The sequence below is a fragment of the Flavobacterium hercynium genome (assembly GCF_002217285.1).
Classification (GTDB): domain Bacteria; phylum Bacteroidota; class Bacteroidia; order Flavobacteriales; family Flavobacteriaceae; genus Flavobacterium; species Flavobacterium hercynium.
Window position 1 is genome coordinate 1 of sequence record NZ_MUGW01000024.1, and the last position, 16689, is coordinate 16689.

At 33.1% G+C, this 16689-nt stretch carries 12 protein-coding genes and 1 tRNA gene; 7 read left to right on the forward strand and 6 right to left on the reverse strand.

The annotated features are described in order from the left end of the window. Nucleotides 1-97: 97 nt before the first annotated feature. Nucleotides 98-172 (reverse strand) — tRNA-Val (locus B0A66_RS12025). Nucleotides 173-437: 265 nt separating this feature from the next. Here B0A66_RS12025 and B0A66_RS12030 point away from each other — a divergent pair. Both B0A66_RS12030 and B0A66_RS12035 read left to right on the forward strand, forming a co-directional pair. After that, on the forward strand, nucleotides 438-2228 hold the full coding sequence (locus tag B0A66_RS12030; RefSeq protein WP_089050089.1) for an ABC transporter ATP-binding protein: 1791 nt from the start codon (nucleotides 438-440) through the stop codon (nucleotides 2226-2228). Nucleotides 2229-2300: 72 nt separating this feature from the next. After that, complete coding sequence (locus B0A66_RS12035; protein ID WP_089050090.1) at nucleotides 2301-3617, forward strand: porin; 1317 nt, start codon at nucleotides 2301-2303, stop codon at nucleotides 3615-3617. Between the two features lie 79 nt (nucleotides 3618-3696). Here B0A66_RS12035 and B0A66_RS12040 read toward each other — a convergent pair whose 3' ends face one another. Continuing rightward, complete coding sequence (locus tag B0A66_RS12040) at nucleotides 3697-4866, reverse strand: proline dehydrogenase family protein (RefSeq protein ID WP_089050091.1); 1170 nt, start codon at nucleotides 4864-4866, stop codon at nucleotides 3697-3699. 91 nt (nucleotides 4867-4957) lie between these two features. Between B0A66_RS12040 and aroB the strand changes: the two genes are divergently transcribed. The 5 genes from aroB to recQ all read left to right on the forward strand — a co-directional run bounded on the left by aroB (nucleotide 4958) and on the right by recQ (nucleotide 11470). Further along, nucleotides 4958-6025 carry a 3-dehydroquinate synthase gene (gene aroB, locus B0A66_RS12045; RefSeq protein WP_089050092.1) on the forward strand — a complete coding sequence of 356 codons (1068 nt, stop codon included), beginning with the start codon at nucleotides 4958-4960 and terminating at the stop codon, nucleotides 6023-6025. Nucleotides 6026-6326: 301 nt separating this feature from the next. After that, nucleotides 6327-7730 carry a type III PLP-dependent enzyme domain-containing protein gene (locus tag B0A66_RS12050; protein WP_089050093.1) on the forward strand — a complete coding sequence of 468 codons (1404 nt, stop codon included), beginning with the start codon at nucleotides 6327-6329 and terminating at the stop codon, nucleotides 7728-7730. A 106-nt stretch (nucleotides 7731-7836) separates the two neighbouring features. After that, entirely contained in the window at nucleotides 7837-8805 is a 969-nt protein-coding gene (locus B0A66_RS12055) for a deoxyhypusine synthase family protein (RefSeq protein ID WP_007811609.1), read from the forward strand. Nucleotides 8806-8814: 9 nt separating this feature from the next. Next, nucleotides 8815-9222, forward strand: a complete 408-nt coding sequence (locus B0A66_RS12060; protein ID WP_089050094.1) for a DNA primase — start codon at nucleotides 8815-8817, stop codon at nucleotides 9220-9222. Between the two features lie 139 nt (nucleotides 9223-9361). Next, nucleotides 9362-11470, forward strand: coding sequence for a DNA helicase RecQ (gene recQ, locus B0A66_RS12065; protein WP_089050095.1), 2109 nt, complete (start codon nucleotides 9362-9364; stop codon nucleotides 11468-11470). 209 nt (nucleotides 11471-11679) lie between these two features. On the opposite strand, the gene B0A66_RS12070 is transcribed toward recQ, so the two are convergent. From B0A66_RS12070 to B0A66_RS12085, 4 genes are all read right to left on the reverse strand, one after another. Continuing rightward, a complete protein-coding gene (locus B0A66_RS12070) occupies nucleotides 11680-12195 on the reverse strand; it encodes a DinB family protein (RefSeq protein WP_089050096.1) in 516 nt (171 codons plus the stop codon). A 34-nt stretch (nucleotides 12196-12229) separates the two neighbouring features. Then, nucleotides 12230-14815, reverse strand: coding sequence for a phosphoenolpyruvate carboxylase (locus tag B0A66_RS12075; RefSeq protein WP_089050097.1), 2586 nt, complete (start codon nucleotides 14813-14815; stop codon nucleotides 12230-12232). 86 nt (nucleotides 14816-14901) lie between these two features. Further along, nucleotides 14902-15381 carry an Lrp/AsnC family transcriptional regulator gene (locus B0A66_RS12080; RefSeq protein ID WP_007805990.1) on the reverse strand — a complete coding sequence of 160 codons (480 nt, stop codon included), beginning with the start codon at nucleotides 15379-15381 and terminating at the stop codon, nucleotides 14902-14904. A gap of 77 nt (nucleotides 15382-15458) precedes the next feature. After that, complete coding sequence (locus B0A66_RS12085) at nucleotides 15459-16613, reverse strand: M14 family metallopeptidase (protein WP_089050098.1); 1155 nt, start codon at nucleotides 16611-16613, stop codon at nucleotides 15459-15461. Nucleotides 16614-16689: the final 76 nt, after the last annotated feature.

The window sequence follows — 16689 nt, forward strand, 5'->3', positions numbered from 1 at the left end:
GGTTTTTGTATTGATCCTTAGAAACCTTATCTTAAAATATAAATTTTCCTGAAAAATTAGACATAAAAAAAACTCCTTAATTTCTTAAGGAGTTTTGTGGGCGATGAGGGGTTCGAACCCCCGACCCCCTCGGTGTAAACGAGGTGCTCTGAACCAGCTGAGCTAATCGCCCTATTTTATTAGGCTGCTATCATTTCGTGATTGCGAGTGCAAATATACAGCTACTATTTGAATTTCCAAGCATAAAATTGAAAAAATATTAATCTTTTTTTAATTTTTTCTTTACTTATCTATTTTTCAATCCCTTATGAAGTCAATAAATTTTACTCTTTTTAGCACATTTTATAAAATAATGAAATCTATAGTTTGAAAACATAATATTCTTTTGATTTTACTTGCATAATCTTACATTTGTAAACCTTAAATAGTATAATCCAATGGCAAGATTTCAAGAAAATGATTTACCTAAAGCTAAATTAGACTCAAACTCACTTCAAAAAGCACTTAAAATTTTTAAATACGGTAAGAACCACAAATGGAAATTTATTCTTGGTTTGGTTTTTCTACTCCTAACCAGTGCCACAGCCCTCGCCTTCCCTAAGCTTATGGGAATGCTTGTAGACTGCGTAACTAACAAAGATCTTGATAGAGCCAACGAAATAGCCGTTGCACTTATGGGAATTCTGGTATTACAAGCCGTTTTTTCTTTTTTCAGAATTTCATTGTTTGTCAACTTTACAGAAAACTCATTATCCAACATTCGTTTTGCCCTTTATGAAAATCTGGTAAAACTTCCTATGTCGTTCTTTTCTCAAAAACGCGTTGGAGAACTGAACAGTCGTATTAGTGCAGACATTTCTCAGTTGCAAGATACTTTTACCACAACAATAGCTGAGTTTCTGCGTCAGTTAATCCTAATTATTGGCGGTTTTGTTATTCTGGGAAATATTAGTCCTAAATTAACGCTAATGATGTTGGCAATTGTTCCTATTGTAGCAGTTGCAGCAGTAATCTTTGGAAGATTTATTCGTAAATACGGAAAGAAAACACAAGATAAAGTTGCGGAAAGTCAGGTAATCGTGGAAGAAACACTTCAGGGAATCAGTAATGTAAAAGCTTTTGCGAATGAATGGTACGAAATTCAGCGTTATAAAAACAAAATCAAAGAAATCGTAAAAATCGCCATCAAAGGTGGTCAATATAGAGGTTATTTTGCATCTTTTATTATTTTGTGTCTTTTTGGCTGTGTAGTAGCAGTTGTCTGGTATGGAATAACTTTAACAATCAAAGGAGAAGTTGAAGGTGTTGGAGATTTAATTTCATTTGTACTTTATACAACCTTTATTGGTGCTTCTTTTGGAGGAATAGCCGAAATGTATGCTCAAATCCAAAAAGCAGTTGGTGCAACAGAACGCGTCTTTGAATTGTTAGAAGAAAGTCCGGAAGACATTAAAGGAAATGAAAACAGACCTGTTATAGAAAAAATCAAAGGAAATGTTTCGTTCAACAATGTTGCCTTCAGTTATCCGTCACGTAAAGAAGTTGAAGTCCTTAAAGATGTTAATTTCAAAGCTGAATTTGGTCAAAAAATCGCGATTGTCGGACCAAGCGGTGCCGGTAAATCAACAATTTCATCTTTATTACTTCGTTTCTACGATATCACTTCAGGAGAAATTATTATCGATGGAAAAAATATTTACGAATATGATTTAGAAAGTCTTCGCGGTAACATGAGTATTGTGCCTCAGGATGTAATTTTATTTGGAGGAACCATCAGAGAAAATATCGCTTATGGAAAACCTGACGCTACAGACGAAGAAATCATGTTGGCAGCAAAACAAGCCAATGCTTTGAATTTTGTCGAAGGTTTCCCTGAAAAATTCGAAACACTTGTTGGAGAACGTGGTGTTAAATTATCCGGAGGACAACGCCAGCGTATTGCTATCGCAAGAGCATTACTTAAAAACCCAAGTATTTTAATTTTAGATGAAGCTACATCTTCATTAGACAGTGAAAGCGAAAAACTGGTTCAGGAAGCTTTAGAAGTACTTATGGAAGGAAGAACAAGCATTATCATTGCGCACCGTCTTTCGACTATTAGAAACGCTGATAAGATCCTCGTATTAGATAACGGAAGAATTACAGAAGAAGGAACGCATCAGGAATTAATTAATCTTGAAAACGGAATTTATAAGAACTTAAGTAACCTTCAGTTCAGCAATTCTTAATATTTAACCCAATCACTACGCATAAATTATACACAAGCCCAAATCTAATTATCAAATCCTTAAATTAAACAAATGCCACAAATCAAAAACCTACTGATTTTATTAATTATTATTTTTAACACCATTAATGCTAATGCACAAGAAAAACCTTTTAACGTTGTCAATATAAGTCCTGATGGATCAAAATACATTAGATTCGGAATGAATCTTCAGGTTTGGGGACGTTATTCTGAATTAAATCCAGGCAGTAAAGTGGGTACAACACAAGTTGATGATACCTACGATGTTGTAATTAGACGTTTGCGTTTACAAGCATTGGGAATGATCTCTGATAATATCTTTTTTCATTTGCAATTTGGTCAGAACAACATCAACTTCACCCAAAATAGCGGTCCATCTAATGCACCATTATCGGTTATGGATGCTTTGGGAGAATACCATTTTAGTGATAAGCTACATATCGGAGGTGGATTAACCGGTTGGGGTGCCGGAACAACACGCTATTCTGCAAACAGTTCTGCAACTCACTTAAGTTTAGATACCCCTATGTATCAGCAATTTATCAATACCTCTTCTACTTTTGGAAACAGAAACTTGAGCATTTACGCAAAAGGATATCTTGATAAATTAAGTTATCGTGTTGCTGTTACCAATCCCTACAGAAATACAAATACAGTAATAAGTCCTACTTCTACTATAAGTCCTGAAACGCCAAGAGCACAATTCTCAGGAATTCTGACGTATCATTTTCTTGAAAACGAGCAAAACTTAGAAGCTTACAATAGAGGTACATATTTAGGAACGAAAAAAGTTTTTAATATTGGACTTGGTTATATGACACAAGCCAATGCAACTTGGCGATCAGATGTAGATGTGCCGGGTTCTGTTCTTCATGACGACATGAAAATTCTAGGTTTAGATGTTTTCTACGATAGTCCGATTGGTGGAAATGGTGCCGCAATTACAGCGTACGCTTCATACAATAATGCGCAGTACGGAAAAGATTACACACAGTTTGTAGCAACTCCAAATCCTGCTATCACTGATTTTTCGACAGTAAATGGTTCAGGAACAGGTTTTGCAGGCGTTGGAACAGGAAATATCTATTATGCTCAGCTTGGTTATTTCTTCCCGAAATCGGATAATGCAGAGAAAAAAGGACGTTTACAACCTTTTGTAGCAACACAAATAGCTGATTTAGAAGCTTTGAATACGCCAATGGCGATGTATGAAATTGGAGCCAATTATTACACTACAGGAACTTTTGGACCAAAATTCAGTTTAAATTACCAGAGCAGATCTGTTTATGGACAAACAGCGGTAAATTCAAAATTCAGACAGGAAGATCGTTTAGGAATGGTTGTTTTACAATGCCAGGTCTCTTTCTAGAAAAATAAAAACACTTTAAAGCAAAAAACTCCAATTAAATTTTAATTGGAGTTTTTTTTATAATAAAATAAAAGTAGAATTATTTTCCTTTTCTTCTCTTACGTTCTGCTTTAATCATCGATAATTCACGACTTGTCTGACCTGCTACAGAAGTATTTTCTTCAGCACGACGAATCAAGTACGGCATAACATCTTTTACAGGTCCAAATGGAAGATATTTTGCAACATTATATCCATTTTCTGCTAAGTTGTAACTAATATTGTCACTCATTCCGTACAATTGTCCGAACCAGATTTTGTTGTCATTTTTAGCAACACCTTTAGCATTCATTGCTTCCATTAATTTATAAGAACTCAATTCATTGTGAGTTCCTGCAAAAATGGACATCATATCTAAATGTGCTAACATATAGTCAACAGCTGCATCGTAGTTGATGTCAGTTGCTTCTTTAGAAACGCAGATTGGAGAAACATAATTCTTTTCTTTTGCTCTGTCGTTTTCTTTTTCCATGTAAGCACCACGAACTAATTTCATTCCAATGAAAAAACCTTCTTTTTTGGCAACTTCATGTAAATTTTTCAAATAATCTAAACGATCCCAACGGTACATTTGCAACGTATTAAAAACAATTGCTTTTTCTTTGTTGTACTTGCGCATCATTTCGGTTACCAAGTCGTCAGCAGCATCCTGCATCCAGCTTTCTTCACCATCAATAAGTAAAGCAACATCTTTTTTGTGTGCTTCACTGCATACGCGGTCAAAACGGGCTACTACTCTATCCCACTCTGCTTGCTCTTCAGGAGTTAAAGTTTTTTTCTCTCCTAATTTTTCATACAATTCAAAACGACCAAAACCTGTTGGTTTAAAAACAGCAAACGGAATTGCTAAACGTTCTTTTGCAAATTCAACTGTTTTTAATGTCATTTGTAGAGCAGCATCAAACTGTTCTTCTTCTTCTTTTCCTTCTACTGAATAATCAAGTACAGATGAAACTCCTTTAGTAAACATTTTGTCTACTACAGTAATACAATCGTTTTCATTTATACCACCACAAAAATGGTCAAAAACAGTTGCACGAATTAATCCTTCCACCGGTAAGTTTGCTTTGATAGCAAAATTGGTAACAGCAGTTCCGATCCTTACCAAAGGCTGGCTGTCGATCATTTTAAAAAGAAAATAAGCTCTATCAAGTTCCGTATCGCTTTTAAGTGAAAATGCAACTTGAGTGTTGTCGAATATTTTTTCCATTTAGAGTAATTTTTTGTGCAAATATAGAGAGAGTTTCAATATTATCTAGTTAAAAATGCCTTATTTTGCGGATTCAATTAACTAATGAATTATGCAATCTATTCAAGCCAATAATTATTTCGTACATTTTAACCAAAATGCCTACGAAGCTTTAAATAAACATTTAAAAGAAAATAAATATTCAAACTTGTTTATTATAGTTGATAATCAAACTAATGAGTATTGTTTACCTAAGTTTTTACCACTCTTAGAAACAGATTTGACGATAGAAATTATCGAATTTGAAGCAGGTGAAATCAATAAAAATATAGAAACCTGTATCGAGATCTGGAATGTTTTAACAGAACTTGGAGCTGACAGAAAATCCCTTATTATTAATGTAGGCGGTGGTGTTGTAACGGATTTAGGTGGCTTTGTTGCTTCTACTTTTAAGCGCGGAATTGACTTCATTAATATCCCTACTACCTTATTATCTATGGTAGATGCTTCTGTTGGAGGAAAAACGGGTGTAGATTTAGGAAATCTTAAAAATCAGATCGGAGTAATCAACGTACCGCAAATGGTTTTAATAGATACCAATTATCTGGAGACTTTACCACAAAGCGAAATGCGTTCCGGTTTAGCAGAGATGTTAAAACACGGTTTAATCTACGATGCAGCATATTGGAAACAGTTTTTGGATTTAAAATCAATCGATTATGCTGATTTTGATACCTTAATATATCGTTCTGTTGAAATTAAGAATGATATTGTAATTCAGGATCCTACTGAGAAAAACATACGTAAAGCATTAAACTTCGGACATACTTTAGGACATGCTATAGAAAGTTACTTTTTAGAAAGTGAAACAAAAAAGACATTGTTACATGGTGAGGCTATAGCAATTGGAATGATCTTAGAAAGTTACATTTCTTTACATAAAAATTTAATTACAGCAGAAGAGTACGCTGAAATTAAAACAGCCATTAAGAGTATTTATGATGATGTAATTGTAGAAGAAAATGATATCGATCCGATCTTAGAATTACTTATTCATGACAAAAAAAATGAGTATGGTTTAATTCAATTTGCATTAATTGAAGGAATCGGGAAAATAAAAATTAATCAATCCGTTGAAAATAAATTGATTCTAGACGCGTTTCAAGATTATAAATCCTAAACATTTTTTTAATCAAAAGCATTGCTTTTGGTATAATTTATTTTTTACATTTGCCACGATGAAAACAAACAATAAACAAAGACAATTTAGCTCTTACAGAAACCGGCTCAATAGTTCCCTACTGAGGATATTGGATCGTTTTTATAATAGTAAAAGTCCGTTTCGTTTTGATGTTTTCCAGTGCTCAAAAGCTGAACACGAAAAACTGCAGATTATATTTGCAAATATTAGGGTTTGAATTTTAGATTTAGCTTCGTGTTACTAAATTAAAAAAAAGACAATCTTTAATATTGAAAAATAAATGAATACTAAATATTCTGATCTAATCAATCAAACATACTATTTCCCACAAACGGAATTTAAACTAAACAAAGACAACTTACAATTTCACAATATCGATTTGATGAAATTAGTAGAGCAATATGGTACGCCATTAAAGTTTACTTACTTACCGCAGATTTCTGAAAACATCAATAAGGCAAAAGCCTGGTTCAGAAAATCAATGGAGAAAAACAAATACGAAGCAAAATATTACTACTGTTATTGCACGAAAAGCTCTCATTTTGAATATATTATGAATGAAGCTTTCAAGAACAATATTCACATCGAAACATCATCTGCTTTTGACGTTAATATTGTAGAGAATTTGCTTGAAAATGGTAAAATCAACAAAAGTACTTATGTAATCTGTAACGGCTTTAAAAGAGACGAATACATTACAAATATTGCACGATTAATCAACAGCGGACATAAAAACACTATTCCGATTATTGATAATTACGAAGAATTAGATTTACTACAAGCTGAAATCAAAGGAAAATTTAAAATTGGAATTCGTATTGCAGCTGAAGAAGAGCCTAAATTTGAGTTTTATACTTCAAGATTAGGTATTGGATATAAAAACATAGTTTCGTTCTATAAAAAACAGATTCAGGAAAACGATAAATTAGAGCTTAAAATGCTTCACTTTTTTATCAATACCGGAATCAATGATACTTCTTATTATTGGAACGAATTGGTAAAATGTATTAAAGTATACATTGCACTTAAAAAGGAATGCCCTACTCTGGACGGATTAAATATCGGAGGTGGATTTCCAATAAAAAATTCATTGGCATTCGAATATGATTACCAATATATGATTGATGAAATTATCAATCAAATCAAAATTGCCTGTGATGAAGCTGAAGTTGATGTTCCTAACATTTTTACAGAGTTTGGATCATTTACAGTAGGTGAAAGCGGTGGAGCAATCTATCAGATTTTGTATCAAAAACAACAAAATGATAGAGAGAAATGGAATATGATTGATTCTTCTTTCATTACTACACTGCCAGATACATGGGCGATAAACAAACGTTTTATCATGCTTGCGGTAAATCGTTGGAATGATACTTACGAGCGGGTTTTATTAGGTGGTTTGACTTGTGATAGTGACGATTATTACAACTCAGAACAAAATATGAACGCCATTTACCTTCCAAAATACAACAAAGAAAAACCTTTGTATATTGGGTTCTTTAATACTGGTGCGTATCAGGAAACTATTGGAGGTTATGGAGGATTACACCACTGTTTAATTCCGCAGCCTAAACATATTTTAATAGATCGTGATGAAAACGGAATTTTAGCTACTGAGGTTTTCTCAGATCAACAAACTTCTGACGATGTATTGAAGATTTTAGGTTACAAGAAAAAAGTATAAAAAAAAACCTGCAAAATAATATTAATATCTATAAAATTATTAATTTGCAGTACCATCAAAAAGGTTAAAAACTTTTAATTCAAAAAAAAAACAAAAAACAAGAAAAATGAAAGGACCAATCAGTCAGTTTATTGAAAAACATTATTTACACTTTAACTCTGCTTCGTTGGTTGATGCTGCAAAAGCATATGAGCAACAATTAGCAAATGGAGCTAAAATGATGGTAAGTATGGCTGGCGCTATGAGTACAGCAGAAATTGGTAAAATTTTTGCCGAAATAATTAGACAAGATAAAGTGCAAATTATTTCATGTACAGGAGCCAATCTAGAAGAAGACATCATGAATTTAGTAGCTCACTCCCACTACGAGAGAGTTCCAAACTACCGTGATTTAACACCAGAAGACGAATGGGCTTTGCTTGAAAGAGGATTAAACCGTGTTACTGACACTTGTATCCCTGAGCATGAAGCATTCCGTCGTTTACAAAAACACATTTACAAAATCTGGAAAGATGCTGACGATAAAGGTGAGCGTTATTTTCCTCATGAATTCATGTACAAAATGCTTTTATCAGGTGTTTTAGAAGAATATTATGAAATAGATTTAAAAGATAGCTGGATGTATGCAGCTGCTGAGAAAAACTTACCAATTATCGTTCCGGGATGGGAAGATAGTACGATGGGGAACATCTTTGCTTCATACGTAATCAAAGGAGATTTAAAAGCATCTACCATGAAATCAGGAATTGAGTATATGACATTCCTTGCTGATTGGTACCCTAAAAATAGCACTAACGGAATTGGATTCTTCCAAATTGGTGGTGGTATTGCAGGAGATTTTCCTATTTGTGTTGTACCAATGTTGTATCAGGATATGGAAATGCACGATATTCCGTTCTGGAGTTATTTCTGCCAAATCTCAGATTCAACAACTAGTTACGGTTCTTATTCAGGAGCTGTTCCTAACGAGAAGATCACTTGGGGTAAATTAGATATCAAAACCCCTAAATTTATTATCGAGTCGGATGCTACAATTGTTGCACCGCTTATTTTTGCATATTTATTAGATTTATAGGATAATTTTATGAAAAGAGTTATTGTAGACTACGCCAAACTTACCAACGAAATTTTAAACCTTTTAGTTGAAAAATTTCCTGATGGTTATGATGATTCGGATGTTATCCGTTTTAGAAATGCTAAAAACGAATTGATCGAAGCTGTTGAAGTTCGTACTGAAGATACTATTTACCTTGTAAAAATTAGTACTAAACTTGCTGACAGAATCGAAAATTACGACGAAGATGATGATATAGATGTTGATGTTGACACAATCGAACCAGTAAAAGGTCTTGATCTTGATGATGATATCGATGATGACGATGAAGATGATAATCTGGACAAACCAGACACAGATGGTGGTGACGATGATGACGATGATGATGACAAAGATGATGATATCGCTGACGACGACGATGAAGATGATGAAGACTAATTTATCATTTCTATAATAAACTAAAGGAACTCTATTCGGGTTCCTTTTTTTATGAATGTTAAAACTTTTTTTAATAGAAGGAAAATACTATGTTTTAATGTTAGTTTTTTAGCTTTGCCGCACATTAAAATATTCGCCTATGAATTCAGAAATATTACACGCCAAATTAAAAGAAAATTTTGGTTTCGAAAAGTTTAGACCTAATCAGGAAACGATCATACAAACGATACTTTCGGGTCAGGATACTTTAGCTATTATGCCCACAGGTGGCGGAAAATCTATTTGTTTTCAGTTACCGGCATTAGTTCTGCCCGGAATTACCATAGTAATCTCCCCGCTTATTGCTTTAATGAAAGATCAGGTTGATAGTTTAAAAACAAATGGAATTTCTGCTTGTTATATCAACAGTAGTCAATCTAGTGAAGAACAGCAGTTTTATATCGATAACTTAAAATCAAATACTTTTAAACTCGTTTATATTGCTCCGGAAAGCCTTTCTTATCTGGATGTTGTATTTAATGAACTCACCATTAGTTTAATTGCTATTGATGAAGCGCATTGTATTTCATCTTGGGGACATGATTTTCGTCCTGCTTACACAAATTTAGGATATTTAAAAAGCCGCTTCCCTTCTACTCCAGTTCTTGCCTTAACCGCGACAGCAGATAAAGCGACGCGAACCGATATTACAAAGCAATTAAAACTAAAAAATCCAAAAACATTTGTTGCTTCTTTTGACAGAAAGAATTTAAGTTTAGAGGTACGTCCGGCTTTAGACCGTGTAAAGCAAATTATCGAATTTGTTGAGAATAAAACCAACGAGTCAGGAATTATTTATTGCTTAAGCAGAAAAACCACAGAAGAATTAGCGCTAAAATTGCAAAAAAATGGCGTAAAAGCAAAAGCATATCACGCAGGTTTAGACAATAAGATTCGAGCTAAAACTCAAGACGAATTTATTAACGATGATTGTCAGGTCGTTTGCGCAACAATCGCATTCGGAATGGGGATCGACAAGTCAAACGTACGCTGGGTTATCCATTATAACTTGCCTAAAAATATTGAAGGATATTATCAGGAAATTGGCCGTGCAGGACGTGACGGATTGCCAGCAGAAACAGTTTTGTTCGAAAGTTATGCCGATGTGATTCAGCTTCAGAAATTTGCTTCAGAAGGGCTCAATTCAGATGTTCAGCTGGCTAAGCTGGAGCGAATGAAACAATATGCAGATGCATTAAGCTGTAGACGTAAAATTCTACTTTCCTATTTTGGTGAATTGGTAAAAGAAAATTGCGGTAACTGCGACATTTGCAAAAATCCGCCCAGATTTTTCGACGGAACCATTTTAGCGCAAAAAGCATTGTCTGCTATTGTACGTTTACAAGAATCGGAATCATTGGCTGTAATTGTTGATTTTTTAAGAGGCTCAAAAAACGCGTATATCTACGAAAAAAATTATCAAACGCTAAAAACGTACGGAATTGGCGCTGACATTTCCTGGTACGATTGGAATCAATACTTAATTCAGTTAATAAACTTAGGATATTGTGAAATTGCTTTTCATCAGCACAATAAAATTTTGCTTACTCCTTTTGCACGAAAAGTGTTGTTTGAAGGAGAAAAAGTAGAACTAACGACTGTTGTCAAAAAAGTAATTGATAAAAACGAATTAAAAGAAGCAAAAGAGAAACCAGCTAAAAACTCTCTATTTGAAATTCTTCGCAAATTACGTTATGAAATAGCGAAGGATGAAGAAGTTCCTGCCTATGTAATTTTTAGCGATGCTGCATTACGACAAATGGAAACTTTACGTCCTATGAGCGATGAAGAGTTCCTTGCTATTGATGGTGTTGGTAAAGCAAAACTTGAAAAATATGGTACGGAGTTTATCGATGCCATTGTTTATTACGAAGAAGTAAAAAAGAAGAACAAGAAAGCTAAAAAAGAAAGCAACACATATAAAACTACTTTAGGATATTTCAGAGATGGAAATACAGTGGAAGAAATTGCAGAGAGACGAAATTTAGGTTTAACAACCATTATTTCTCATTTAGCAAAACTTTACGTAGATGGAGAAGATATCGATATGAGTCAGTTTGTTACTGATAATGAAGTAAAACAACTCCATAAAGCACAAATAGAATTAGAATACCCAACAGCGCTAAAACCGTATTACGATTATTTTGAAGAAAAACTATCGTATGATAAGATTCGATTAGGGCTTGCTGTCGTGGAGAGGAATAAGTAGATTTTGATTGAATGATTTAATGATTTAATTATTTAATGATTGAATGATTGCTGCATGCCGTTTATAAAAGTAATTAGCTCAATCTTGCCTTTTCAAAACAAGGCGAAAACTTGAAACTTGAAACAAGCTTAAAACAAAAGAATTAAACTTAAAACAAAAAATCCTGTGAATTTTATTCACAGGATTTCCTTTTTATAATAATTTCATTGTTACAAATATCTTTCTTCAAAAACCTTTTGGTGGTGTTTTTGATGTCCAATGATTACAAAACCTAATGCACGAGTAGACATTGGATTGTTTGATGATGTTCCTATGAATTTAAGCTGTTCTTCAGATAAACTTTTGTAAAACAATATATTTGAGTGTCTTAACGCTGAAAGTTCAGTTAGCAAATCCTGAATACTTCTTTTGCCTGCATTTGCATTTATGGCATAATCATTCTCCTCAAAACTTGGCAAAGGTGTTTTGTCAAATCTTGAAAATCGCAACGCACGATAAACAAAAATACGTTCAGCATCTATTAAATGCTGAATGATATCTTTAATTGTCCATTTACCTTCAGCGTAACGATAATCAAATTTATCCAATGGAATATTTTGAACAAACTTAATAAAAGCATGAAGCGAAATTTCTAATTCTTCAATTAGATCTCCCTCGCCTGCTGCGTTTATATATGTTTTATAAAAACCTGCGTATTCATTTTCTAACAATTGGCTAGCGTACATTTTTTAACGATTTTAGTTGATAAAAATATAAATTTTAAGCTGAATTTCTACTTGCGTTCGTATTACCAAAAAGGGATCTTGTTACCACTTTTTCATATACTTTAATTAACTCTTCATTTGGTTCACTTTCCTTGTTCAATTCGTTAATTCTCAACAAAGCATATTGTTGTATTGTCAACAATGGCATTACGATACGTTCTCTTATCTGAATAGACGCTATACCGTCAGGATAATTCTCCATTAGTGTTTTATGACCAGCTATTTTAAGCAAAAGACGTTTTGTTTCTTCAAACTCATCGTAGATAATCTGCCAGAATTCTCCAAATTCAGGATCATTTCTCATGTATGCAGTAAGCGGAAGAAACGATTTTGCCAATGACATCATACTATTCTCTAGTAATGTTCTGAAAAATAATGAATTGTGGTACAAGTCATGCAGTTTGTCCCACTTATTTGTATCTTCAAAATGCTTTAATGCTGTTCCTACTCCAAAGAATCCCGGAACATTTTGTTTTAACTGACTCCATGATCCCACAAACGGAATCGCTCTTAAATCTGCAAAATCCAGTTGTTCAGATTTGCTTCTTTTAGAAGGACGGCTTCCAATATTTGTTTTAGAATAGTATTTTAAAGTACTCATCTTTTCCAAATACGGAATGAATTTAGGGTGATTTTTAAAACTTAAATACTTATCATATCCTAAACCGGCTAATTGCGTTAAGATTTCAGTTTCATTCGTGCTCAATTCATTTTTACCTTCACTAAAAATCTGATTCGTAACACCAGCACTTAAAAGGTTTTCGATATTATAACGGCAAGAATCTAGAGTTCCAAAATTAGAACTAATTGTTTGTCCCTGAACCGTAATCTGAATTTCATTATTTTCAATCTTTGGACCTAGAGAAGCGTAAAATTTATGTGTTTTTCCACCACCACGTGCTGGAGGCCCACCTCTACCATCAAAAAAGATCGCATTTATGCCATATTTTCTAGAGATTTCAGTCAGTGATATCTTAGCCTGGTAAATACTCCAGTTCGCCATTAAATAACCACCATCTTTAGTTCCATCAGAGAAACCTAACATGATCGTTTGTTTGTTTCCTCTGGCTTTTAAATGCTTAGAATATTCCGGATTCGTATACAATTGCTCCATAATCTGATGTGCATTTTGCAAATCATCCACAGATTCAAAAAGCGGGATGATATCAACAGTTGGATCTTCCCAATTGTTTAAGCGAATCATAGCGAATGTCTCCATAACATTCAGTGCGCTTTCGTTATTACTGATGATATAGCGATTGGCTCCTAATTCACCATTATTCTTTTGAATAGTTTTAATAGCCTGTACAGATTCTAAAGTAGATCTTGTTATCTCGTCTTCAAAATCAGCAGGATTTAATTCTCCTTTAACTTTTGATAAAACCACTAATTTTTCTGCTTCTGATAACTCAAAGTAGTTCTGAGGAAATACAGTAGAATTTGAGTTCAGATAATGTTGTACCACATCTTTAAATACCACATTATGAATTTTACTATTCTGACGAATGTCTAAAGTTGCAAAGTGAAATCCGAAAAGATTTATTTTAAGCAAAAACGCATCTAATTCGTCAAGATACAACGACTGATGTTTTTCGATAATTATAGCACGAATTGTATTTAATTGCGACAACAACTCATCTAAAGTGATAAAAATTTCGCCTTTAGAATAGAAAACGGAACGGTAAAGCTTATGCTCAAGTTCGGCTACCAAAGTATCTACATCTGAGAAAGTTAACTTACGTTTAAGATTTCTCATTTCAACATAATAACACTTTAAAATTGAGGTACGTAAACGCTCTGCAACCTTTAAGGTAATCTCAGTTGTAACAAATGGATTTCCGTCACGATCTCCGCCTGGCCAGAATCCAAGTTTTATAAGTTTGTTTTGAATTGCTTTTCCCTGAAGTACATTTTTCTGCAAATAATGTACAATTTCACCTGAAGTTGCATAAAATACATTTTCAAGGTACCAGATCAAGCTCACCGCTTCATCGTAAGGATTTGGCTTTTCTTTTTGAATAAAAGGTGTTTTTCCTAGTTGTGCCAGTAATTTTTTGATCTGAAATAAGTCATTGGAACGAATAGCTTCTGTCAGATCGTTTATAATCCCCAAAACAGCTCCAGGGTAAAATTGCGTAGGATGCGCCGTTAAAACAGTTCTAACATTGAAACTTTCAAGAAACTCAATAAGTTCATCGTCTTTTTCCTCTGCGTCTATTTTTTCTTTTATATCACGAAGAGAACCATGTCCTTCCATATTGTTTACTTCCGGAAATGCAGCATCTTCTATAGCGTCAAATAATACAATCTGACGTTCGATATACTGAATAAATCGAAACATTAGATCTAACTTTTCGCTTTCTGTAGCGTTAGTTAAAAATTTATTAGAAAAGAAATCAAAGATCTCTTTTGGAGTCTCCTGTTTTTTAAATCCTGTTTCGCAAGTTTCTGTAAATAAAGGAAGTAAAACTCCTGTATTATCAATAGAATCGAAAGGTAATGTTATAAAAACACTGTTGTAAATATGATATTTTGAAAGAACGTCCTGATTAAAGCGTTCTATTTTTGGAAGCGTATACATAATCTATAGGTGGTTGGTTAATTGGTCATAAAAAAACCCCAAGAATAAACTTGAGGTTATATTTTAATATAGCATTCAAGAAAATATTACATATTTTTAAAAATAGTATGCATCAAACGCTTCTTATCGTTTATACTTTCTTCTAATGAAATCATTGTTTCTGTTCTGTAAACTCCCTCAATATCGTCGATCATAAAGATAACTTCTTTTGCGTGTTTAGTGTCCTTTGCTCTAATTTTGCAAAAGATATTAAATTTACCTGTAGTAACAGATGCTACAGTCACGAATGGAATTTGGTTGATTCGCTCAAGTACAAATTTTGTTTGAGATGTATTGTTAAGAAATACACCAACATAAGCAATAAATGAATACCCTAATTTATCGTAATCTAAGGCTAATGAAGACCCCATTATTATACCCGCGTCTTCCATTTTTTTTACTCTAACATGTACTGTTCCAGCAGATATCAATAGTTTTTTTGCAATGTCAGTAAACGGAACTCTCGTATTGTCTATTAACATATCTAAAATCTGGTGATCTACTTCATCTAAACGAAATTTACTCATAATTCTTTAATTAATATTACTAATTGCTATAACAAAGTATAAAAATATATATAAAAAATAACAAATTTGCATAAAAATTAACTTTTTGCCAATCCGTTAACAAATTTAACATTTTTATTTAAATAAAAATCTGCTTTTTGATTCAATTTCGGAATGTTACCAAAGTCATCTGTATAACTTGCTCCTTCCGCATCATATTCAAAATGGCCAAAGTAATTTTCTAATTCGCCTATTTCAACTATATATGCATTAAATTGAATCTTATTTTCAATTAATTCTTCTTTGTATTGAGCGACAAAATTCGTAATAATTTCGATACCATCATAATTTATTTTGATATTTTTGTACATAAAATCATAAAAAACCACTTTATTTTGTGAAATATTCAAATAATCGTAAATTCTGTTATCAACTAAATCGTTTTCGCAAAGTAGCTCGAAGCTTGTGATTAAGGAGAAGAAGATGAACTTTCTGGTAATCTCTCTTTCGTAATCATTTGGATAATGCCCTGCTTCAAATAAAATGGTAGGAACTCCTAAATATTGAAAAGTATCTCCTATACAGTTGATATTAAAGGAGTCATCAAATCTTCCCACCTGCCCTGGTATATATTTTTGCAAAACATCGTTCATTCCGGCAATTATATTAATAGCTTTTAATCTATTATCATTTATCTCACGTTCTTCATTATAAGAAGGTGCTAAAAAAGAAACAGTTGCAGGATAACCGCTGCTTCCGGCACCAAAAATAGTACGCTGATCGTGCAAATTATAACAATAGTGTGGTTTAAAAGCTTCAAAAATCTCTCTCAATATTTTGCTTTCCGGTTGCGTCAAATTCTGAGAATCACGGTTTAGGTCTATCTTATTAGCATTTTCACGTGTGTATAACGCTGCTCCATCAGGATTTAATATAGGTATAAAATAAAAAGTAAATTTATTAAGGAGTTTTTGAGCAAAATCAGAACCGTTGTTCAAAACGTTTATAAAATCAAAAACAGCCTTTGTAGTGGTGCTTTCATTTCCATGCATTTGAGACCATAAATAAATACGCGTTTCGCCTGTACCAATTTCGTAACTATATATAGGTTTGTCTAAAACTGATTTACCAATAATTTTAACTTGATTATTAGTGTTTAGTTTTTCAAGTAATGGTTCAATATGTTCTAATGTTAGGTAACGACCATGAATCGATTGTTCTTTCGATTCGATAAATAATTCTTCTAAATTCATTGCTTTTCGATTAGTTTACAAAAGTAAACATCTTTATTGTTACAATTGTAAACATTTAAAAAAGACTAAAATTTAA